A 20728-nucleotide genomic window follows, 5' to 3' on the forward strand; every position below is an offset into this window, starting at 1 on the left:
CAAGTGTCTCACACGCCGCCGTCCCATCCCCATGCGCGCGCCCTTGAAAAATCCTCGGCGCGCCCCGCATCTTTGTGCCCGCCTATCCGGAGCATCGCCATGGGAAGCCGCCCCCGCTTTATCGATGACCTGTCGAGCGCCGTATCCGACGCCCCCGGGCCCCAATCCACCGAACCGCTTAGCGACGACACTGCCCTGCTCGACGCCTATTCGCGCACCGTGATCGGCGCGCTCGAGCGCGTCCAGCAGGCGGTCGCCTTTATCGCCGTCGAACGCCGCCTGCCGGGCGAGCCGTCCGGGCACGGCCGCGGCGCGCGCGGCGGCACAGGCTCGGGTTTTTTATTTACGCCGGACGGCTATCTGCTGACCAATAGCCATGTCGTGCATGGCGCGACGCATATTCAGGTGACGCTTGCCGACGGCGCGAAATTCGACGCCGATCTGGTCGGCGACGACCCCGGCAGCGATCTCGCCGTGCTGCGCATCGGTTCGCCGGAGCCGCTGCCGCATGTCGAGCTTGGCGAATCGTCGAAGCTGCGCGTCGGGCAGATTGCGATTGCGGTCGGCAATCCGCTCGGCCTTCAGCAGACCGTCACGACCGGCGTGGTCTCGGCACTGGGCCGTTCGCTGCGCTCGAATTCCGGCCGCATGATCTACGACGTGATCCAGACCGACGCCGCGCTCAATCCCGGCAATTCGGGCGGCCCGCTTATCAATTCGGCGGGCCAGGTTATCGGCGTCAATACGGCGATCATCCCCGGCGCGCAGGCAATCTGCTTTGCGACGGCAATCGATACCGCCAAATGGGTCATCATGCAGATCTTTGCTTATGGCCGCGTACGGCGCGCGTATATCGGCGTGGCCGGCACGACGATGCCGCTGTCGCGACGTATGCAGCGCTATTTCGGGCTTAGCGCGCAAAGCGGCGTGCATGTAATGGAAATCGTCAAGGGCAGCCCGGCCGCGCTCGGCGGCTTGCGCACCGACGATACGATTGTCGCGATCGACTCACAGCCGGTGCAGGATGTGGATAGCCTGCAACGTACGCTCGACGCTTCGCGTATCGACAGGCCAGTCAGCGTGACCGTGCTGCGCGGCGCGCAGCGGGTGGAACTGACGTTGACGCCGGTGGAGCAGGCGGGGTGAGGAAAGGGGTTGGCCGCGCCGCGGCCGGCCCCTGGGTAGGGCTGGGGCACTCTACATCGAACCCTACATTCAACCCTACATAAAAATAAATTATCCCTTATAAACCAATTAGTTGCGATATATAATCGAGGACATTAAACCCTACATAGAACCGTATTGTCTGTTATGACAACCGTCGTTTCGTTCGAACCATTGTTTCCCGAGGAGCGCGTACTCGATCCGCTGCTCGAACGCACCGCCGAACTCGTCGATTCGTCACAAAAGCTGCTTGCCGTAAGCGGAACGCCACTTGCCGCTGCGCTCGTGCCGCAATTGCGGGCAATGAATTCGTACTACACAAACAAGATCGAAGGCCAGCACACCACGCCTGCCCGAATCGAGGCCGCGCTCAAGCGGAACTATTCCGCCGATATGGCCGAACGCAAAAAACAGCGCCTTGCGCTGGCGCATATCGCAACGGAAACCACGCTTGAAGAAGAGTGGTTTTCGCTCGGGGTATCCGCCCTGTTCGAACCCGCACGGCTTGCCGCCATTCACAACCGGTTCTTTTCCTATCTGCCGGTCGACGAGCGCTTTACCAGCGAGGGCGAGCCGATTGAACCCGGCAAGCTTCGCCAGGCGGATGTCACGGTAGGCCGGCATCTGGCGCCGGAGCCCGAGATGATCGAGCCGCTACTCGATGCCTGGTCCACTCGATATGCACGCATACGAATCAAGGATTACCAGCTGATCGGCATTGCCTGCTCGCATCATCGGTTGGCATGGATTCACCCGTTTGCGGACGGCAACGGCCGGGTCGCGCGCCTGCATTCGCATCTCGCCCTGCGTGCAGCCGATTTGACGCACGGTTTATGGTCCCCGCTTCGCGGCCTTGCGCGAGAACATGAGCAGTACTATGTCAGATTAAGCGAGGCCGATCAGCGGCGCCGTAATGATCTCGATGGCCGGGGCACACTCTCTCAGGAAGGCCTGGTGCAGTTCGCCCAGTTCTTTCTGGACTGTTGCCTGGACCAGGTCAGCTTTATGGTCCGCATGACCGGATTCGACGGCATTGCGGATCGCCTGCACGATCTATTGCGATATTTCGATTCCAATCCATGGATGATCGGTTCGGAAAAATCGGTTATCAAACCGGAAGCATCAGCACTGGCTATGGAATTCGTGGCGACGCGCCGCGCAGTCACGCGCGCGGAATTCAATCAGATGCTCGGCGTAAGCGATGTTCTGGCGCGCCGGATTACGCGCTCCCTACTCGATATCGGTCTGCTCGATTCGCCTTCGCATCGCGGTGATCTTTCCTTTGGACTCCCACTAAAAAGCCTTCGCTTTCTATTCCCACGCTTGTGGCCCGAAGTCGACCAGGAATAGGCAAACCGCAACCCCCAACACCCTCTACTGAACCACCCGCGCCACCCCTCGCCCGCGCGGATCAGTCGCCGCTTCCGGCCTATTGCCATTGACCTGGATCACCTGAATATCGCCGACAAAATCCTGTCCTTCCAGCGTATAGCCCTTCGCTTCGATCTGCTTCGCGAGTTCGCCCTCGATCGGCTTATACGGCTCCCAGAAAATCGTATTTGCCGGCAAGAGCTGATGATGGAAACGCATCGCGGCAACCGCATCGGGCAGCGGCATATCGTAATCGTAGATATTGTTGATGACCTGGAAGATCGACGTAAAGATACGCGAGCCACCCGGCGTGCCGATGACGAGCGCGACCTTGCCGTCTTTCGTCAGGATCGTCGGGTCCATCGACGATAGCGGCCGCTTTTTCGGCTCGATCGCATTCGCATCGGCGCCCACCACGCCAAATGCATTCGCGACGCCGGGCTTCGAGGAAAAGTCGTCCATCTCGTCGTTGAGCGCGATACCGGCGCGATCCACCACGACACCCGAGCCAAACGCGCCGTTGAGCGTATACGTATTCGAAACCGCATTGCCCCATTTGTCGACCACCGAATAGTGCGTGGTCTCGGACTTCTCCGGCATCGACGTGCCGAGGCCCGGCTGAATGCTCGCCGTATCCGAAGGCGTAACGGGATTGACCTCGGCCGCACGCTTCGCGAGATACGCATCGTCGATCAACTGCGCGACCGGCACCTGATAGAAGTCGGGATCGCCGAGATACTGCGCGCGATCCGCAAACACGCGCTTCTCGATCTCCGCGATCAGATGCACATACTGCGCGGAATTGAGCGGCACGCCCTTGAAGTCGGGCGCGAGATCGGCCTTCATCTTCAACAGCTGCACGAGACCGACGCCGCCCGAACTCGGCGGCGGCGCGGTAATCACACGATAGCCGTTCCAATCGGCCTGCACCGGCTCACGCCATACGGCCTTGTATTGTTCGAGATCGGCCTTCGTAATCAGACCGTGACCGCGCATCGAGGCTGCGATCAGATCGGCGGTCTTGCCCGAATAGAAATCCTTCGCGCCCTGATCGGCAATACGCTGCAACACCGCGGCCAGATCGGGCTGCCTGAAGTGGGCGCCCTGTTTCAAACCGCCGAAATACGTATCGAAATTGGTCTTGCCCGCGAAGTTTTTCTCCGCTTCGTCGCGCCGCTGCTGTAGTGGCTGGCTGACTTCGAAGCCGTCGCGCGCATAGTGAATGGCCGGCGCAAGCACCTGCTTCCACTGGAGCTTGCCGAAGCGGCGCTGCGCTTCCCACATGCCTTCGACGGTGCCGGGCACGCCCACCGCGCGATAGCCGATAAGGCTCATATCCTTGATGACCTCGCCCTTGTCGTCGAGATACATGTTTGTGGTCGCGGCAAGCGGCGCGCGCTCGCGATAGTCGAGAAAGTAAGGCTTGCCGTCCATATACAACGTCATAAAACCGCCGCCGCCGATATTGCCCGCATCCGGAAACGTGACCGCAAGCGTAAAGGCGATCGCAACGGCCGCGTCGACCGCATTACCGCCTTGCCTGAAAATCTGCTCGGCGGCATCGGCGCTGTAGTTATCGGGCACGGCAATCGCCGAGCCGCTCAGCACGGCGGGCTGCGTTGTCGCGGGCGCCTTGGCAAGCGCGGGCGTCGCTTCGAGAAAACCAGTGGCAACAGACAGAAGCGTAACCAGCGCAAAACCGCTGGCCGAAACGCTAAGCGAAGCTTTGGCGCTGCGAAACGACTTCATTGCGATCTCCGTAAACGACGGTTTTATCCGTATGACGAATCGGGCTACCTTGGGCTTATAACATGCGCAGCAAGGTTTTGCTAAACCGCTATATGCCGTATGCCTCGGCGTACTGCCGCATAAAAAGCCTTGAAAAAGGCACTCAAGCGCAATGGGATGAACGTGGCTTGATACGTGCCGCCGCAATCGCACTGGCACTGGCGAAGTGCGAATCGGCTGGGTAGAAGCAAAGCAATCGAAGCTGGGGAACGGTAAAACGGCGCAGCCGATGCCGCGAACGCGAGGCGTAAAACGATCGGCACAAATAGAGCAAGCGCGCACTACAAGCGCCGCGAATTGTGCTCACACGCTCATGCGCTCCCGCGAGCAATTTCGTCGCCCGCATCGTGCGGAAGACGCGCCGTAATCGGAATCGACAGGAACGAGAACAGGCCGACAACCACAAACGCCGGCCAGAAATCGGAGAACACGATCTTGGGATGGCCCTGCACGTAATGCGAAATCTGCAGCACGATACCCGAGATCGTCACGCCGAGCCCGAGCGACATCTGCTGGATCACGCTCGCCACGCTCGTGGCGCGGCCGATATCGCTGCCCGGAATATCCGCATAGGCGAGCGTATTGAGCGACGTAAATTGCAGCGACGGAAAAAAGCCGCCCACCAGCACGATGCACCAGATCAGCCAGTGCGGCGTACCCGGAAAGAACAGCCCATATACGGCGATCGCAACACCCGCGCAGGCGGCATTGACCATCAGCACGGTACGAAAGCCGTAGTGCCCGAGAATGCGCGTCGCTAGCGTCTTCATAAAGATCGAGCCGAACGCGGACGCGCACGTGATCGCACCGGCTCTGAACGCGGTCATGCCAAGCCCTTCCTGCAACGCGAGCGGCAATAGAAACGGCACGGCGCCCAAGCCGATACGAAACAGCGAACCGCCGATCACGCTCGCATGAAAGCTCGGAATGCGCAGCAGGCGCAGATCGAGCACCGGCAACTCGACACGGCCCGCGTACAGCACATAGGCCAGCAGCAGCGCGATACCGGTCATGCACATGCCGAACGATGCGCTACCCGAGACGAGTTCGCCGCCCACGAGCGAAAGCCCGAGCATAAACAGCGACGCGCCGCTCGCCGACAGCACGAAACCGATCCAGTCGAGCCGTCCGGGATGCGGCTCGTGCGTATTCTCGATGTATTTGTTGGTCAGCCAGATGCCGAGCAGACCGATCGGCACGTTGATGACGAAGATCAGCCGCCAATGCAGATACGTCGTGATAAAGCCGCCGAGCGGCGGCCCCACTACCGGCCCGAGCAGCGCCGGCACCGCCAGATAGTTCATCGCGCGAATAAACTCGGACTTCGGCAGCGAACGGAAAATAATGATGCGCCCCACCGGAACCATCAGCGCGCCGCCAATGCCCTGCACGAAGCGCGCGGCAACGAAGGTATCGAGCGAGGTGGAGACCGCGCACAGCAGCGAGCCGGTGATAAAGATACCGATGGCCGTGCGGAACACGGTACGCGAACCGAAGCGGTCGGCCACCCAGCCGCAGATCGGAATAAAGACGCCCAGCCCGATTACATACGAGGTGACCGCAAGCTTCAGGGTGATGGGATCGTGGCCGAGGTCGCGCGCCAGAACCGGCAGCGACGTCACAATGACCGTGCCGTCCACGTTTTCCATGAACATCGCGCACGCAACGATCAGCGGAACGATGAAGGGGCCTAAGGCGAGCAGCATGGGCGTGGCGGCAGGCGGCTAGGCCGACGATTTAAAGCAGCGATTATGGCATCGCGGCGGCAACCCATGTTGTTGTGCGAAGGAATTTTCGCCACGCACAGCGGTGCGGACGACGCCGTGCCGGTATTGCACCGGGCTCGGTGTCTCCGTGTCGAGATTAGACAGTTAAGGGCTACCGCGTGGGATGCGGGGCGGCGGCGGAACGCGCCGCGTGTCCCGTCCAATGCCCCGCTCCCGGTTCCCCGCTACGGCTTAGCGCGACGCGCTAACGAGCGGCTGCAACTGCGGGAGGATCTCGTTGGCCGCGCGCGCGACGTCGTTCGGGAAGTCGATTTCGATCCACGGCGCGCCGGTCACGTCGGCGGTATCGAACACCTGGCTGCGTTCGAGCAGCAGGTCGCGCACCGCTTCTTCGTGAGGCATGTTGGCGCGGCCGCTGTCGATATAACCCGCCACAATCTGCGTAAAGCGGCGCGCGGTTTCTTCGCGGAAGCGGAAGAAGCCGACCGATTCGCCGATCGTGTCGTACTCGAGATTGACCGCCAGCTGCTTGCGCAATTCGACCGGCACGCCGTCTTTCAGACACAGCTTGACGGGCTCGTCGCCCGCCTCGAAATCGCGGTCGATCAACAGACGGTTGACCGATTCACCGGCCACCAGCGCGCTCAGGATGCGTTCGTCGTAGAGCACGTCGGCGTCCATCAGCAGCACGTCGCCACCGCGCGTCAGCGCATCGGCCACGGTATGCACGGTCAGCACGCTGCCGAGATCGAAGCGCGGGTTCAGCACGGTCTCGACCCGATGCGGCCAGCCGATGCGCGCGAGTTCCGCCTGCACCGATTCCGGTTGAAAGCCGAGCGCCAGCACGACGTCGGTCACCCCGGCGGTTTCGAGCATTTGCAGATGCCGCTCGAGCAGGCTCATGCCGTCGAACTGCAGCAGGCACTTCGGAAACTGGGCCTGTGGCGGCTGCTGAAGACGCAGGCCGAGGCCTGCGGCGAGAATGATGGCGCGCATGCGCGGTCCTTTGAAAAAATACGGAGATCAATCGGCAACCGGCACGCGCCGCGTGGCGCGCCGCCGTTGCCAGCTTCTTTCGCTGAAGTGCAAAACCAGCAGACCCGGCAAGCCGAGCAGGATTTCACGCGCGCGCTTGGCGAGCGAAAGCGCCAGCGCCGCGTCGGGCGGCAGGCCAACGAGCGGCGCGAGCAGCAGATACCCCCCTTCCTGCACGCCGAGCGAGCCCGGAATCATAAAGGCCGCGCCGCGAATCGCCTGGCCGATGCTTTCGAGCAGCAGCGCATCGATCCAGCCGACCGGATGGCCGAGAAAACGCAGCGCGAGCCATACCTCGACCGTACCGACAACCCAGCCGACCAGGCTCAGCGCAAAGCTCGCCGTCACCCGGCCGCGCTCGCGATAGAGCGACTGCACGGCGGCGTCGACGGCTTCGGCGCGCGTCATCAGCGAGGACCAGTCGCGCTTGCCGAACACCTTCGACACCATGCCGAGCAGCCGGCCGAACAGGCCGCGCCGCTGCGCATAGTAGAAACCGGCGATCAGCGCGCCGAGCACGGCCGTGGCGATCAGCGTGGCCATGCGCAGGTCGTGCAGCGCGCCGTGCGCGGCATATGCGCCGAACAACGCTAGGCCGCCGAGCGCGAAAACGATTTGTGCGAGCGCCTGCCAGGTCGTGCTGACGGTGATCGCGGCGGCCGCGTCGCGCAGCAGCATGCCGCGCTGCGACAGCTGCCGCACCATCACGACCGGACCGCCGATCTGCCCGGCCGGCAGCAGGCTATTGACCGATTCGCCGATCCAGCGTGCGAACAGCGCATCGCGCAGCGAGAGATCGTAAGCGGTGTTCTCGCGCGCGGCGCCGCTGCGCCGAAGCAGCACCGAGATCGCGCCGGCATCGAGCACGAGCGGCACGAGATGGAACGCCGCGACGACCACGAGCCCCCAGCCGGCCGCCAGCAAGGTCGAAGCCACCGAGCCGAAGCCCTGCCACGCGAGCAGGCCGACGAACAGCGCCGTGCCGATCGACAGCAGAAGCAGCGCCACGCGACTCATGCAGCGCCCTTGCCCCGCGAGACCATCTGACGGAACACCTGGCGGAAACCGAAGTACGCAATCGCGTCTTTCATGTTCGAGACGAAACGGCGCCACGGCCGCATGTTGGGGTCCGTGACATATTCGAACGTAAGCGACACGCGCATTTCTTCGGCGCCGGCCGGCGTGATGCGGTGGCGCAGCTTGTCGCCGTCGAAAAACACGAGGCCGCCCGGCGGAATCTGCACCGCGCCAGGCACGTCGGGCACGTCGGGATTGCGCGTGTGCAGCTCGTATTCGAGCCGGCACGACGATTCGTCGATCACGCCGAGCAGCAGCGTGTAACGGCGTCCGTCGTAGTACGAAGTATCGTAATGCCAGCCGATATGGTCGCCCGGCCGCGTGTAGTAATAGAGCGCGTAGGCGTGTGGATCGTCGGCGGGAGAAACCTGCAGCTTGTCGCCGCTCACCTGCTCGAGCCAGCCGATCAGCTCTTTCGAGCGATACAGTTCGGCGATAAACGGCGCAAGACGGTCGATCATATGGCGGCTCACGCTGCCGCCCTGCTTGTGACCCGGCAGATAGCTGCGGTTCACGTTATCGAGCAGGGCGCGCGCGCTGTGAACCAGCTGCGCGGTGGCTTCCGGCGCGAGAAAGTCGTCCAGATAAAGAAACGCACCCTGTGCCGCGAAGTCTTTGCGCAGACGCGGATTGTCGAACGTGCGGGTGCGGCTTGCGACCGCGCGGTCCGCGTCCGGTGCGGGCGCGGCAGATGCTGCGACAGAGGCGGTTGCCACGGGGGATGCGATCACGTCGTCTTCGGCGTGGATACTCATTTGCTGGCCCAAAGTTGACTGGTTTCGGAGGCTTTGGCGGCGCCGGCTGCCAGCCGGGCGCTGCGGCGCGACACGCGCACATAATCGATCACGACCCAGACGGCGAACAGCGGCGCGCCGATCGACGCCACCACGACGAACGGCGTCACGACGTTCGTCAGCGTGACGATAGGTAGCAGGTACAGCACGTCTTCGGTTTCAAAGCCGCCCACCGACGCCTGCTTCGTGCCGGCCTTGCCGGCCATTTCCTCGATGCGCATGCGCAGGAAGAAGATCAGCGCGACCGCAATGCCGGCTACCGCGCCCAGCACGCCGGGCGCGAGTTTCAGGCCGCCGATCTGCGTGCCGCCGACACCGATGCCCATGCCGACGAACAGCATCACGGTGACAAGCGCGTCGCAGGCAAGATCGTAAAAATGACCGATACGGCTCGACTTGCCGCCAATACGCGCAAGCTCGCCATCCGTATGATCGACAAAATTGGAGAGCACAATCAGCAATGCGCCCGCATTGGCCGACGAAAAACCGCCGCGGGCGAGACACAGCGCGCCCGCCACGCCGATCAGAAGGCGCAGCGTGGTCAGGTGATTAGGAGTGACCCAGGTATCGACTAGCGGTGTCACGAGCCGGCGTGCGAGCCGGGCGTCCCATGTGCGGGGCGCTGGAACGTTTAATGGAGGCGGAGCTTTCGAAGTCATAACCTGCAAATATATACGGGTTCACAAAAGATTGCTTTCTTCCCGTACGTTTCTCTTCGATCCGACGATGACAGGGGTGTGTCGGTCACGCAGCGGGATTCACCGAATCGCGATAAAGTGCGAATCCTGTTGCGCCTGTCACGCCCGATCACCTTGATACACAAGGCCTCGCGGGCCTGCGCGCGAGGCCATCGGCCGTTGCAAAACCACGACAGCGAACCCGGATTGCCGCTCAAGCTCATGACCCTCATGAACCGTTTTCTTGCCACCCTGCTGTTCAGCGCGGCCGCCGCGCTGCCGCTGCCCGCGCTGGCCGTTGCGCTCGACGCGCCGCTCGCCTGCAACGAAAGCGGCCATCAGTTCATTGCCGATCTGATCGGGCAGCAACTGATCAACCCGAAGCCGACGCATGTCGAAAGCAATTCGATCAACGCGTTTTCGCCGGTACCCCATGCCGATCTGACCGCGTTCGGCTTTCGCGTCTTCGCGGTGGTGGGATTCGAAAAGGACGATCCGATATTCCGTACCGGCGACGGCGAACCGCTTGCGCAGTCGGCGTATGGCGCGGTCGTGTTCGCCAGCGAAGACAAGGTGAAAAGCGCACTGGCGGATGCCGGCAGCACGGCGATCGTGCACCACGTCGCGCCGTTCATCACCGCGATTTTCTGCAAGCGGAACTGACAGGTGGTCTAGTTCGGCCGGCGAAAGCCGTTTTCGACCCACGCCGCGGCGCTCGCCTTGTTGAGCTTGAAGTTGGGCGCGACCTGCACTTGCGCGAGCTGCTCGCCGAAGGGATCGAGCGCGCTCAGCAAGGCATACGGCTCGTCTTCGTCGGGAACGATGTCGAGCGTGATGTCGAGTTCGTCGTTGCCGTCCGCGCTCGGCACGCGCACCGCCTTATGCAGTTGCGCGCGCAATTGCTGTTCATGACGGCGCAGCACTTCCGAGGCGGTTTTCACGAGCGTGTTGAACGCCGAAACGTCGAGCGGCTTCGGGTCCTTCTTGTTGCGGCCCATCGTCCAGGGTCCGACGAGCGCGGGCTCCGCTTCGCCGTCCTTGATCATTTCGACGGCCCAGCCTTCGTCGTCTTCATTCTTGATGATGCGCGCGGTCCAGCCGTTATCGCGCCACAGACGCTCTTCGTGCACGCTGTCGTCGAGCCCGGACGAATCTTCCACGCGGGCATCGGCATTCGGATCGGCATCCGCATCGGACGAGGAAAGGGGCGTGTCGGTCATTACAGGTTCACTCACGTTCGCGAGGGGCGAAAAACATATCGAACCCGCGATTCTACCCGCCCCGCCCACGCCGCCCCGCCGACTCTGACGAACGGACAAGCCCTGCCGCGCCGCGCGCCGACCGGAATAACGTATTCCGGTCGGCGCGCGGCAATGTATAAACCTGATTTAAAAATCCATAAAAAAACGCGACCCGAAGGCCGCGTGTAAAAATGAAAAAGACACCCTTGGTCATAGGGGTCTTTCACGATTATAAGTGGCCGGCTCTGACGATTTAACGTCACCACCGGAAGACTGCATTGCAAAAAACAGTGCGAATCTCCCGTCATGAAGTCGGTGCGCGGCGCGCTCCAGTCTGCCTGACAGGCCGTAAGCCGTCGCTGCCGGACAACGTCAAGTGGCTTGACAAGCCCTCTGCCCATTAATTGCAAAGATTATTTTTCTTTTGCCAGCCTGTACTTAGGCGATCAATTCTCACTATCTCTAATTTGAGAATTAATTGTTGTAGTACGCGGAATTAAATATCCGCATAACGGCAATTACACTTCGTAACGAATCGCCAGTCAGCGCACTGGAATCCGATTGTCCATGCCCTATCCCGGAGTGATCCCTAGATGAAAAGAACCCTCATTGCCGCAGGTCTGGTCGGCACCTTCGCCGTCACCGCACACGCACAAAGCAGCGTCACGATATATGGCTCGCTCGACGCGGGCCTCGTCTACTCGAACAACCAGGGCGGCCACACCAACTGGCAGCAAGGCAGCAGCTCGCTGTCGAACACGTACTTCGGCCTGCGCGGCAGCGAAGACCTCGGCGGCGGTCTGCACGCGATCTTCACGTTGGAAAACGGCTTCAACCTGAACAACGGGCGGAACGCAGAGAACGGCACGATGTTCAATCGCCAGGCGTTCGTCGGCCTGAAGAGCGACCAGTTCGGCACGTTGACGCTCGGCCGTCAGTACGATTCGGTGAGCGACTATCTGGCGCCGCTGTCCGAAGCGGGCGCGGGCTTCGGCAACAATCTCGCGGCCCACCCGTTCGACAACGACAATCTCGCCAGCTCGTTCTCGATCAAGAATGCTGTGAAGTACACGAGCGCGAACTATGCGGGCCTGAAGTTCGGCGGCCTGTACGGCTTCAGCAATGCAGCCGGCGAATTCGCGAACAATCGCGCATGGAGCGCGGGCGCTTCGTACGATAACGGCCCGCTCAGCTTCGCAGCCGCCTATCTGCAACTGAACAACTCGGGCAGCGCGAACCTGAACGGCGCCGTGTCGCAAGGCGACGGCACCGCGGCAGTCGCGGCCGAACTGCAACGCACGTTCGGCGCGGGCATCAACTATACGTACGGCCCGGCCACCGCGGGCTTTGTCTATACGCATACGCAACTCGACGGCATCACCGGCGTGAACGTCGGCGGCGCGACGCTGCCGGGCATCGCGGGCACCAACCTGCATCTGGACAACTACGAAGTGAACGGCCGTTACTCGCTGACGCCGGCACTGAGCCTCGCGGCTTCGTACACGTTCACCGACGGCAAGATGACGGGCTCGAACGGCTCGGGCGATCCGAAGTGGCACACGGTCTCGCTGCAAGGCGACTACTCGCTGAGCCGCCGCACCGACGTGTATGTCGAAGGCGTGTATCAGCATGCGTCGGGCGAACTCGGCAACTTCGGCACGAACGTCGCGTCGATCAACACGCTCGCGCCGTCGTCGACGGGCAATCAGGTTGCGGCGGCCGTCGGTCTGCGTCACCGCTTCTAATCAACGCCTCCAGGCAGCACAGCTTGCAGGTACCGCTTCCGGGCCGTGCGCCTCGCGGTGACTGCGGCTTCGCTTGCCATCTTCCACGCAGTACGCGCGGCGCGGGTTCATCCACCCGAGCCGCGCTTCGGCCCGCGCGCGATACGATCGCGCCGCGGGTTTTTTCATGGGCCTTACGATCCGCCGTCGTTGCGCTGAACACGCTCATGCGCGCATCGACAAACGAACGCGCATAGTGCCGCTGCCCGCGTGCGGTGGGTATACTGCCCCGGCCACGATACACCGCCGCGCCGCCGTGACGGTGTATCGCGGCTTCGTCGCGAAGCATTGCATTGCGCGTCGCCGCAGCGCGCTTCGCCCGCGCCTCATCTTCCCATGCACGACCGGGAACGCCGACGATCGGATCATGAAAAGACTTCTTCTGCTTGCCCCCGCTGTTGCCATCACCGCCACTCTCGCCGCCTGCGGCTCGTCGAGCGGTCCCGCGCGCGATGCGTCCGCGCCGCTCGTCTATGTGTCGTCGCCACGCACGGCTACATCCATCGCCACCTGCCTGCAGGATCGTCTGTCACGCGTGCGCACCTCGCAGGCGGGCGACTCCACCGAACTCGCGGTCGGCGCGGATTCGAACAACTCCTACTTCATTACGCTGACGCCGCTCAACGGCAATACTGTCATCAAGGTGATGCGTCCCGCGAATGCGCCGAACGATCCGCCCGAAGAGGAACTGCGCTTCGACATCGCGCGCTGCGCGACCTGAGGTTTGCATCGATCGCTCATGCCGTCAGCGTTATAAGCGGCGTGAACGCGAGGCCGATGCGCGAATTTTTATCTCGCGCATCGGCTATTTTTTTATGCGCTCATCTGCGAACATAGCCGCCCTGTGTTTTTTAGCGCGGCGCTCGTGTCGCGAGTTTCGATGGCATCCAGCAAGGCACATCATGCAACCGGTTTTGCGGCGGGCGTCATCGCGGCGGCGATCGTCGCGCGCGGCAGCGGCGGCCTGCTTCATCCGGGCGTGCTGCTGAGTTTTATCGCCGGCGTGGCCGGCGGCACCGCGCCGGACTGGCTCGAAGTCGCATGGTGGTCGCGCGCGCGGCGTCTGTGGATCACGCATCGCACGCTCACGCATTGGGGCCTCGCATGGCTCGCGTTGCTCGTGCTGTCGTACCGCTCGCTCGGGCATTCGCTCTATGCCGCGCCGGCGTTCGGTTTCGCGTGTGGCGGGCTCATGCATCTGCTCGCCGACTGGCCGAATCCGCTCGGCGTACCGTGGATCGCCGGACGGCATTCGTTGAATCTATGGAATAGCGGGCACTGCGATCTGATCGTGGTGGCGGCGTCGTGGGCCGCAGCGTGGTTGATCGGCGATCATGTGCTGCTGCATGGCGCGCATGGGCTGCCGTGGCTGCGGCATTGGCGGGTGGGGTGAGCGGGTCGCTACAGGCCGCTCACGCGGGGCTCATGCGGAAGTCATGCCCCGTGCTGCACATGCGCACGCGCGCGATCGTGCATCGGCACTCGCCGTTCTTCGCACTCTGCACGGCACGCGCGCCGCGAGTCGCGCAAACTTCGCGCCCCACCGCGCGCACCCCACCTCGCACGCGTCACTGCCGCCCTTCGTCAGCGCGCTCGCCTTCGCGCACCTTGCCTTGCGACACGCTGCTGCCCGGCGGCACGCTATGCGTCAGCCACACGTTGCCGCCAATCACCGAGCCGCGCCCGATCGTCACGCGTCCGAGGATCGTCGCGCCCGCGTAGATCACGACGTCGTCCTCGACGATCGGATGCCGCGCGTTGCCCTTGACCAGCGCGCCGCTCTCATCGGCGGCGAAGCTCTTCGCGCCGAGCGTCACCGCCTGATACACGCGCACGCGCTCGCCGATGATCGCGGTCTCGCCGATCACGACGCCCGTGCCGTGGTCGATAAAGAAGCTCGGCCCGATCGTCGCGCCCGGATGAATATCGATGCCGGTGGCCGAGTGCGCGATCTCGTTGATAAAGCGCGCGAGCAGCGGCACACCGAGCCGATGCAGCGCATGCGCGAGGCGGTGATGCGTCATCGCCCATACGCCCGGATAGCAGAGCAGGATCTCGGTGATGTGCTGTGCGGCGGGGTCACCGGTAAAAGCTGCCTGAATGTCGCTGACGAGCAGTGCACGAATGCCCGGTAATTGCGTTGCGAATTCGCGCGCCACGGCGAATGCGCGCTCCTGCAACTCGGCGTCCGGCGTCTCGCCGAACTCGGGCAGAAAGCGCAGCGCGCGGCGAATCTGCGCGGCAAGCAAACGCAAGGTGCTTTCGAGCGTATGGCCGACGTAGTAGTCGACGGTTTCGTCGGTCAGATCGGGCGCGCCGTAATGCGTGGGAAACAGCGCCGCGCGCAGGCCGGCCACGATATTGACGATCGCGTCGCGCGACGGCAGTTCGCGAATGCCGAGCGGATGCCGCGTGCGATGCAATTGTTCGCGCGAGGCGCGCAGGTCGGCGACGATCTGTTCGAGACCCCAGTTCTGGGTGGGCACGTTGGACATAAAGACAGCGCCGTGCGGCAAGCACGGTTCGAAGTGGTTATCCGCAAAGATTACCGCGTTTTAACGCGGCCCGCGCGATACGGCTTGCACAGCGCGGTCGCGCCATTCAGATCGTCATGCTGCTCGCGTCGATCCAGCGCACCGCCCAGTCGCGGGCATGCGCGATGGCGCCGGCTTCGTCGGGAAAGCGGAGTTCGATGGGAAAGAAACGGTTGGCGACCAGTTCGCCGTCGCTCGAGCGCGAGATCACCACATACGGTTGCCAGCTTCCGTCGCCCGTGCGTGCCGGTTCGCAATTCAACAGATAGCCGCGATGTGTAAATGCAGCATCGAAGTGCATGTGTCACCCGCCCATGACAGCCCCGTAACATGTATGTATTCAGTCGCGCGGCCATTTTGTTGTTAGTTATTTCCGGCCATGCTGGAACAGCCGGAACGCGGCGTCAGTGCCACCGTACACGGCACGCCGGAGTACGATCATACTCTGTAGAAAATAGGCGTTCATTAAAAAAATCGAAAAGAATCACGGACGCCATCGCCATTCGATCGCGCGAGACAACCTCCGTCGCATGAAAGTACAGGGCATGCGCATCGCGAGTTCAGCGCCGAGGCGCCGTGTCACCCGGAACGGCTTTTGCTGCTTTCCACCCTATCCTCTGCAGGAGAATGCACGATGAACAGCGCGATCACCAGGCCGGAAAACGCCGGCACGAAACCCGCTGTGAAGGACCCGAAATCGACGGATCTGCACAACGAGCGCACGCACGACAGCACCGTCGACACCGACGGCAAGAACCTCGAAGCCGCGCGCATCGCGGGCCACAGTCCGATCTCGCCGGACGAGATCATCACGAGCAATGCGACGCTCGCGAACAGCGTGCCCGAGGCGCTCGACGGCATGGCCGGCTTCGACAGCCGGCCCGGCGGCAATCATCTGCTGCTTGCGCTCGAACCGGGCTATGCGGTCATCGACAAGGGCATGACCGCACCGCAGGGCGCCTATTCGGCGGACCATCAATACGATGATCCACGCCCCGTCGGGCAACGTCAGGAGCGTGGCCGCATTCATTACGCGCTCAATCATTTGCGGCCCACGCGCGTGATCGAATTACACCGGCTGAAATAAGCGACGAGCCCGTATTGCAACACGGGCTCGCGTTTGAATTGCCGCGTTTATTCCGCTTAATCAATCAACAGGCAAGCACGCGGCGTTTCAATATCTCGCGCCCTGGCCTTTCGCGTGCGGAGGCGGCGCAGGTATCGCGTGGCCTATCCGTGGCGTATCCGTGGCATATCGACACGCGCCTCAGTGAATCTCCGGCTCGCCCGCGCGGCCCTCGCCGGTGGCACCGGCCGCGGGGTCCTGCGCACCGCCGCGTTGCAGAAAATCGAAGTCGCAGCCGCGGTCGGCCTGCAACACATGGGTCTGATGCAGCGCGCCGTAGCCACGCGCGAAACGCGGCTCGGGCTTGACCCACGCGGCCTTGCGGCGCGCGAGTTCGTCGTCGGACACGAGCACGTCGAGCTTGCGCCGCGGCACGTCGAGTTCGATCAGATCGCCGCTCTGCACGAGCGCGAGCGGCCCGCCGACGAACGACTCCGGCGCCACGTGCAGCACGCACGCGCCATAGCTCGTGCCGCTCATGCGCGCGTCCGAAATACGCACCATGTCGCGCACGCCCTTTTGCAACAGCTTGCGCGGAATCGGCAACTGGCCCCACTCGGGCATGCCCGCGCCGACCGGTCCCGCATGCTGCAGCACGATCACGCAGGTCTCGTCGATATCGAGCGCGTCGTCGTCGATGCGCGCGGCCATGTCGTTGTAGTCGCTGAACACGACCGCGCGCCCGGTATGCACGAGCAGATGCGGCTCGGCCGCGCCCGGCTTGATGACGGCGCCGTCGGGCGCGAGATTGCCGCGCAGCACCGCGAGACTGCTGTCCCGCAGCAGCGGATTGGCGCGGCGGCGAATCACGTCGTCGTTGAAAATGCGTGCGTCGGCGAGGTTCTCGCCGAGCGTGCGGCCGTTCACCGTTTTCTGCGAGCCATCGATCAGTTCGCCGAGTTCCGCAAGCAACGCGCGCAAACCGCCCGCATAGAAAAAGTCTTCCATCAGATAGGCGCCGGTCGGCCGGATATTCGCGAGCACCGGCGTGCGGCGCGCGATCTCGTCGAAGCGATCGAGCGTCAACCCGATACCCGCGCGCCGCGCCACCGCGATCATATGGACCACCGCATTGGTCGAGCCGGACAGCGCGACGCAGGTGGTCACCGCGTTATCGATCGAGCCGGCCGTGAGCAGGTCCGAGGGCTTCAGGTCCTCCCACACCATCTCGACGATGCGCATGCCGGTGTGCGCGGCCATTTGCGCGTGACGCGAATCGGGCGCCGGAATCGAGGCGAAGCCGGGCAGCGTGAAGCCGAGCGCTTCGGCCGCGCTCGTCATCGTCGATGCAGTGCCCATCGTCATGCAGTGGCCCGGCGAGCGCGCAATGCCGCCTTCGACGCCCTGCCAGTCCTCCGGCGTGATCGTGCCCGCGCGCAGCTCGGCCCAGTACTTCCAGGAGTCGGAGCCCGAGCCGAGCGTCACGCCGTTCCAGCTGCCGCGCAGCATCGGGCCGGCGGGAAGAAAGATCGCGGGCAGGTCCATCGAGATCGCGCCCATCAGCAGCGCGGGCGTGGTCTTGTCGCAGCCGCCCATCAGCACGACGCCGTCGACGGGATATGAGCGCAGCGTCTCCTCGGCTTCCATCGCGAGGAAGTTGCGGTACAGCATCGTGGTGGGCTTCTGGAACGGCTCGGAGAGCGTCTGCACCGGCAGCTCCATCGGAAAGCCGCCGGCCTGCCAGATGCCGCGCTTCACTTCCTCGACGCGCTGCCTGAAATGCGTATGGCACGCGTTGATCTCGCTCCACGTATTGAGAATCGCGATGACCGGTTTGCCCGCGTATTCGTCGCGGTTGTAGCCCATCTGCGCGGTGCGCGAGCGATGTCCGAACGAGCGCAGATCGTTCACGCCATACCAGCGATGGCTGCGCAACTCCTCGGGGGATTTTCTTTTCGTCAACGTCTGCTCCAGGATTTCGTCATGCCTCGGTGTCTCCGCCTTGGCGCCGCGCTTTCCGCGCTTCCCTCTTTTGCCGCTCGTCCGCTACGCGCGAAACGCCTGCATCGGGCTCGCGAATTGCCGCGCGCTCAACCGCCGCGAACGCCCTGCGTATTCACATACAGCGAGTACAAGCCGTGGCTCGCCGCCATGAAGAGGCGATTGCGATGCCGCCCGCCGAAGCATACGTTCGCGCAGCGCTCCGGTAACGCGATATGGCCGAGCGGCTCGCCTTGCGCGGTGAACACACGCACGCCGTCGAGTTCGTCGTTGCCCATGCCCCAACCGCACCACAGGTTGCCGTGCACGTCGACGCGAAAACCATCGGGCGTACCCGGACCCGCGTCAATCAGCACGCGATTGTTCGACAGCGCCGCGCCCTTGCCGCTCGCGTCGACGTCGAACGCGCGGATCTTGCGCGGCTCGCCGCGCGATTCGACCACGTACAGCAGCGACTCGTCCGGCGAAAACGCGAGGCCGTTCGGGCCGAGCACGTCGTCGGCGACGACCGACACTTCGCCCGACTGGCCGTCGATCCGATACACGCACGCGGGCAACTCCGAGGCCTGCTTTTCGCCTTCGTAGAAGCTGTCGATGCCGAAGGTCGGATCGGTGAACCAGATCGAGCCATCGGACTTCACGACCACGTCGTTCGGCGAATTGAGACGCTTGCCCTGATAGCGGTCGGCGAGCACGGTGATCGAGCCGTCGTATTCGGTACGCGTGACGCGCCGCGTCAGATGCTCGCAACTGACGAGACGCCCCTCGCGGTCGCGCGTATGGCCGTTCGCGTTATTCGACGATTGCCGGAACGTGCTGACGGCGCCGGTCGTTTCGTCCCAGCGCAGGATGCGGTCGTTGGGGATGTCGCTCCACAGCAGATAGCGGCCGTCGCCGAACCACACGGGCCCTTCCGACCAGCGCGCGCCCTGATACAGACACTCGACCGACGCGGCCGTGACAATCAGCGACTTGAAGCGCGGGTCGAACACGCGGATGGAAGCATCGGGATAGCGGCGGCTGTTGTCGGTCATGCGGATACCTGAGTGTGAGAAAGATTCGGGTGGGTGTGCGCGAATTCGCGCTCGCGCGCAAGCAGCATGTGCGCGGCCTGCGCGATCTTCGTATGATGCCCGGGCGGCGTCGAACTGAGCAGCGGCAGAAGCGGCCCCATGTTCGCGATGCCCGACAACGTGACCGCGTCGTGCAGCACGCGGATCAACGAGATTTCGTCGCGCAGCGTTTCGAGCGGCAGAAACGCGTCGTACAGAGGTTGCGCGGGGTCGCCGCCGTTGCTGCGTTCATTGCTTCGTTCGTTGCTTCGTTCGTTATTCCGCTCGCTGCTTCGCTCATGACGTCGCTCGTTGCTCCGTTCGTTGCCACACTCATGACGCGCCGCCTGTAGCAGCGCCATCACCATGCGCGGCGCGATGCAGCCGGAACCGGTGGTCCATGCGGCAAGGCCGAACTCGCGCAGATGCACGAGCGCCGGCCGCTCGCCCATGCCCGAGATGATCTTCGCGGCCGGCACGCTGCGCAGCAGCCTTTGCAGATAAGGATCGTGCGCGGGATCGTCGCGCACGATCGCGTATTTGATGGCGCACAGCGTACCGCGCTCGACGAGCCGCGCGAGCGCGTCGACGTCCACGTAGTTTTCGCTCTTGATGTAGACCGTGAGCGGCATGGCCGCCGTGTCCGCGATCCGCGCGAGTCCCGTCTCGACGCCCTCGGCGGTCGTGAAGCCGCCAGGCGGCAGCACCATTGCGGTCCGGTAGCGCGTTTGCGCGAGAATGCGCGCCTGATCGAGCATCTTGCCGTAGTCGGGGCCGATCGCCGGGATCACGCGCGTAGCGGGGCTCGCGGCATCGGCGAGCAGGTCCAGCAGCTCACGATATTCGCTGACGGCGGTGTGATAGAGATTCGCGTTGCCGCCGTACAGCAGCGTACGCACACCGCCGGCCTCGATATGGCGGATCAGCGCGAGATTCTGTTCGGGGTCGAGCGTGTAGTCGGCGCGGCGCGCGAGCGGCGGCACGGCCATCACCGACGCGGCGAACTCGCTGTCATGGAGCGGAGCTTCGTTCATGATCGTTCACGCAGGCAGGCGGGACGGGGGATTCGACGGTAGCACCGGCATCGCGACGATGTCAAACAACCTGGTCCGCCGGAAGCAAGGCCGGTCTCCCGTCCGAGCCATGTCAACGGCAAGGTGCGAATTGTCCATTTCGTATGACAATAGCGCCTGCGCGACGCCTCGCGCGTCATCGCGGCTCTTTTTCGGGACAGCAGCAACCCTGCCGAATTAAGCCGCCTCCCGAATAAGCTGGATAATTGCGATTAATCAAAAGGAAGCCGCAATAATTTTGTCAATAACACGCATTAAATTTCTTTATTTTTCGTAATGAGCATTTTCAATAGACTATGAACCCGGCATGGTCTAAAAATTTAATACGCATGTTTTTTCGCGAC

At 63.2% G+C, this 20728-nt stretch carries 19 protein-coding genes; 7 read left to right on the plus strand and 12 right to left on the minus strand.

Annotated elements, in window-relative coordinates; genetic code table 11:
* Positions 1 to 99: 99 nt before the first annotated feature.
* Both G3N58_RS01155 and G3N58_RS01160 read left to right on the plus strand, forming a co-directional pair.
* A complete protein-coding gene (locus tag G3N58_RS01155; RefSeq protein ID WP_167044668.1) occupies positions 100 to 1146 on the plus strand; it encodes a trypsin-like peptidase domain-containing protein in 1047 nt (348 codons plus the stop codon).
* Positions 1147 to 1311: 165 nt separating this feature from the next.
* On the plus strand, positions 1312 to 2514 hold the full coding sequence (locus G3N58_RS01160) for a Fic family protein (RefSeq protein ID WP_205988342.1): 1203 nt from the start codon (positions 1312 to 1314) through the stop codon (positions 2512 to 2514).
* A gap of 24 nt (positions 2515 to 2538) precedes the next feature.
* Here the strand turns inward: G3N58_RS01160 and ggt are convergent, their stop codons facing one another.
* The 6 genes from ggt to G3N58_RS01190 all read right to left on the minus strand — a co-directional run bounded on the left by ggt (position 2539) and on the right by G3N58_RS01190 (position 9615).
* On the minus strand, positions 2539 to 4284 hold the full coding sequence (gene ggt, locus G3N58_RS01165; RefSeq protein ID WP_167281935.1) for a gamma-glutamyltransferase: 1746 nt from the start codon (positions 4282 to 4284) through the stop codon (positions 2539 to 2541).
* A 350-nt stretch (positions 4285 to 4634) separates the two neighbouring features.
* Positions 4635 to 6029 carry an MFS transporter gene (locus tag G3N58_RS01170; RefSeq protein ID WP_205998292.1) on the minus strand — a complete coding sequence of 465 codons (1395 nt, stop codon included), beginning with the start codon at positions 6027 to 6029 and terminating at the stop codon, positions 4635 to 4637.
* Between the two features lie 252 nt (positions 6030 to 6281).
* On the minus strand, positions 6282 to 7046 hold the full coding sequence (locus tag G3N58_RS01175; RefSeq protein WP_167044679.1) for a phosphocholine cytidylyltransferase family protein: 765 nt from the start codon (positions 7044 to 7046) through the stop codon (positions 6282 to 6284).
* Between the two features lie 27 nt (positions 7047 to 7073).
* Positions 7074 to 8102, minus strand: a complete 1029-nt coding sequence (locus tag G3N58_RS01180; RefSeq protein WP_205998293.1) for a lysylphosphatidylglycerol synthase domain-containing protein — start codon at positions 8100 to 8102, stop codon at positions 7074 to 7076.
* Positions 8099 to 8917, minus strand: coding sequence for a 2OG-Fe(II) oxygenase family protein (locus G3N58_RS01185; RefSeq protein WP_167044685.1), 819 nt, complete (start codon positions 8915 to 8917; stop codon positions 8099 to 8101). Before G3N58_RS01185 ends, G3N58_RS01180 begins: the two co-directional genes overlap by 4 nt.
* On the minus strand, positions 8914 to 9615 hold the full coding sequence (locus G3N58_RS01190; protein WP_167044688.1) for a CDP-alcohol phosphatidyltransferase family protein: 702 nt from the start codon (positions 9613 to 9615) through the stop codon (positions 8914 to 8916). The genes G3N58_RS01185 and G3N58_RS01190 overlap by 4 nt, the downstream gene beginning before the upstream one ends.
* 249 nt (positions 9616 to 9864) lie before the next feature.
* Here G3N58_RS01190 and G3N58_RS01195 point away from each other — a divergent pair, with 249 nt between their 5' ends.
* The gene (locus G3N58_RS01195; RefSeq protein WP_205988338.1) at positions 9865 to 10296 is read left to right on the plus strand and encodes a hypothetical protein; all 432 of its coding nucleotides are present in this window, start codon (positions 9865 to 9867) and stop codon (positions 10294 to 10296) included.
* 8 nt (positions 10297 to 10304) lie between these two features.
* Here the strand turns inward: G3N58_RS01195 and G3N58_RS01200 are convergent, their stop codons facing one another.
* The gene (locus G3N58_RS01200; protein ID WP_205988337.1) at positions 10305 to 10853 is read right to left on the minus strand and encodes a hypothetical protein; all 549 of its coding nucleotides are present in this window, start codon (positions 10851 to 10853) and stop codon (positions 10305 to 10307) included.
* 614 nt (positions 10854 to 11467) lie between these two features.
* On the opposite strand from G3N58_RS01200, the gene G3N58_RS01205 reads away from it, so the two are divergent.
* From G3N58_RS01205 to G3N58_RS01215, 3 genes are all read left to right on the plus strand, one after another.
* The gene (locus G3N58_RS01205; RefSeq protein WP_167044696.1) at positions 11468 to 12619 is read left to right on the plus strand and encodes a porin; all 1152 of its coding nucleotides are present in this window, start codon (positions 11468 to 11470) and stop codon (positions 12617 to 12619) included.
* Between the two features lie 406 nt (positions 12620 to 13025).
* On the plus strand, positions 13026 to 13379 hold the full coding sequence (locus G3N58_RS01210; protein ID WP_167044699.1) for a hypothetical protein: 354 nt from the start codon (positions 13026 to 13028) through the stop codon (positions 13377 to 13379).
* A 159-nt stretch (positions 13380 to 13538) separates the two neighbouring features.
* Positions 13539 to 14051 (plus strand): metal-dependent hydrolase, encoded by a 513-nt coding sequence (locus G3N58_RS01215; RefSeq protein WP_167044700.1) that lies wholly within the window; start codon positions 13539 to 13541, stop codon positions 14049 to 14051.
* Positions 14052 to 14226: 175 nt separating this feature from the next.
* On the opposite strand, the gene epsC is transcribed toward G3N58_RS01215, so the two are convergent.
* On the minus strand, positions 14227 to 15153 hold the full coding sequence (gene epsC, locus G3N58_RS01220) for a serine O-acetyltransferase EpsC (RefSeq protein ID WP_205998294.1): 927 nt from the start codon (positions 15151 to 15153) through the stop codon (positions 14227 to 14229).
* A gap of 106 nt (positions 15154 to 15259) precedes the next feature.
* Positions 15260 to 15493, minus strand: a complete 234-nt coding sequence (locus G3N58_RS01225; protein ID WP_167044705.1) for a hypothetical protein — start codon at positions 15491 to 15493, stop codon at positions 15260 to 15262.
* A gap of 333 nt (positions 15494 to 15826) precedes the next feature.
* On the opposite strand from G3N58_RS01225, the gene G3N58_RS01230 reads away from it, so the two are divergent.
* Positions 15827 to 16279: a DUF3005 domain-containing protein gene (locus tag G3N58_RS01230; protein ID WP_167281923.1), complete on the plus strand. Its 453-nt coding sequence runs from the start codon at positions 15827 to 15829 to the stop codon at positions 16277 to 16279.
* Between the two features lie 180 nt (positions 16280 to 16459).
* Here G3N58_RS01230 and araD read toward each other — a convergent pair whose 3' ends face one another.
* The 3 genes from araD to G3N58_RS01245 all read right to left on the minus strand — a co-directional run bounded on the left by araD (position 16460) and on the right by G3N58_RS01245 (position 20345).
* Positions 16460 to 18220 carry an L-arabinonate dehydratase gene (gene araD, locus G3N58_RS01235; protein ID WP_205988336.1) on the minus strand — a complete coding sequence of 587 codons (1761 nt, stop codon included), beginning with the start codon at positions 18218 to 18220 and terminating at the stop codon, positions 16460 to 16462.
* Positions 18221 to 18348: 128 nt separating this feature from the next.
* Positions 18349 to 19293, minus strand: a complete 945-nt coding sequence (locus G3N58_RS01240) for an SMP-30/gluconolactonase/LRE family protein (RefSeq protein ID WP_167044715.1) — start codon at positions 19291 to 19293, stop codon at positions 18349 to 18351.
* A complete protein-coding gene (locus tag G3N58_RS01245; RefSeq protein WP_205998295.1) occupies positions 19290 to 20345 on the minus strand; it encodes a dihydrodipicolinate synthase family protein in 1056 nt (351 codons plus the stop codon). Before G3N58_RS01245 ends, G3N58_RS01240 begins: the two co-directional genes overlap by 4 nt.
* Positions 20346 to 20728: the final 383 nt, after the last annotated feature.

The sequence above is a fragment of the Paraburkholderia sp. Ac-20342 genome (assembly GCF_017104985.1).
Taxonomy (GTDB): Bacteria; Pseudomonadota; Gammaproteobacteria; order Burkholderiales; family Burkholderiaceae; genus Paraburkholderia.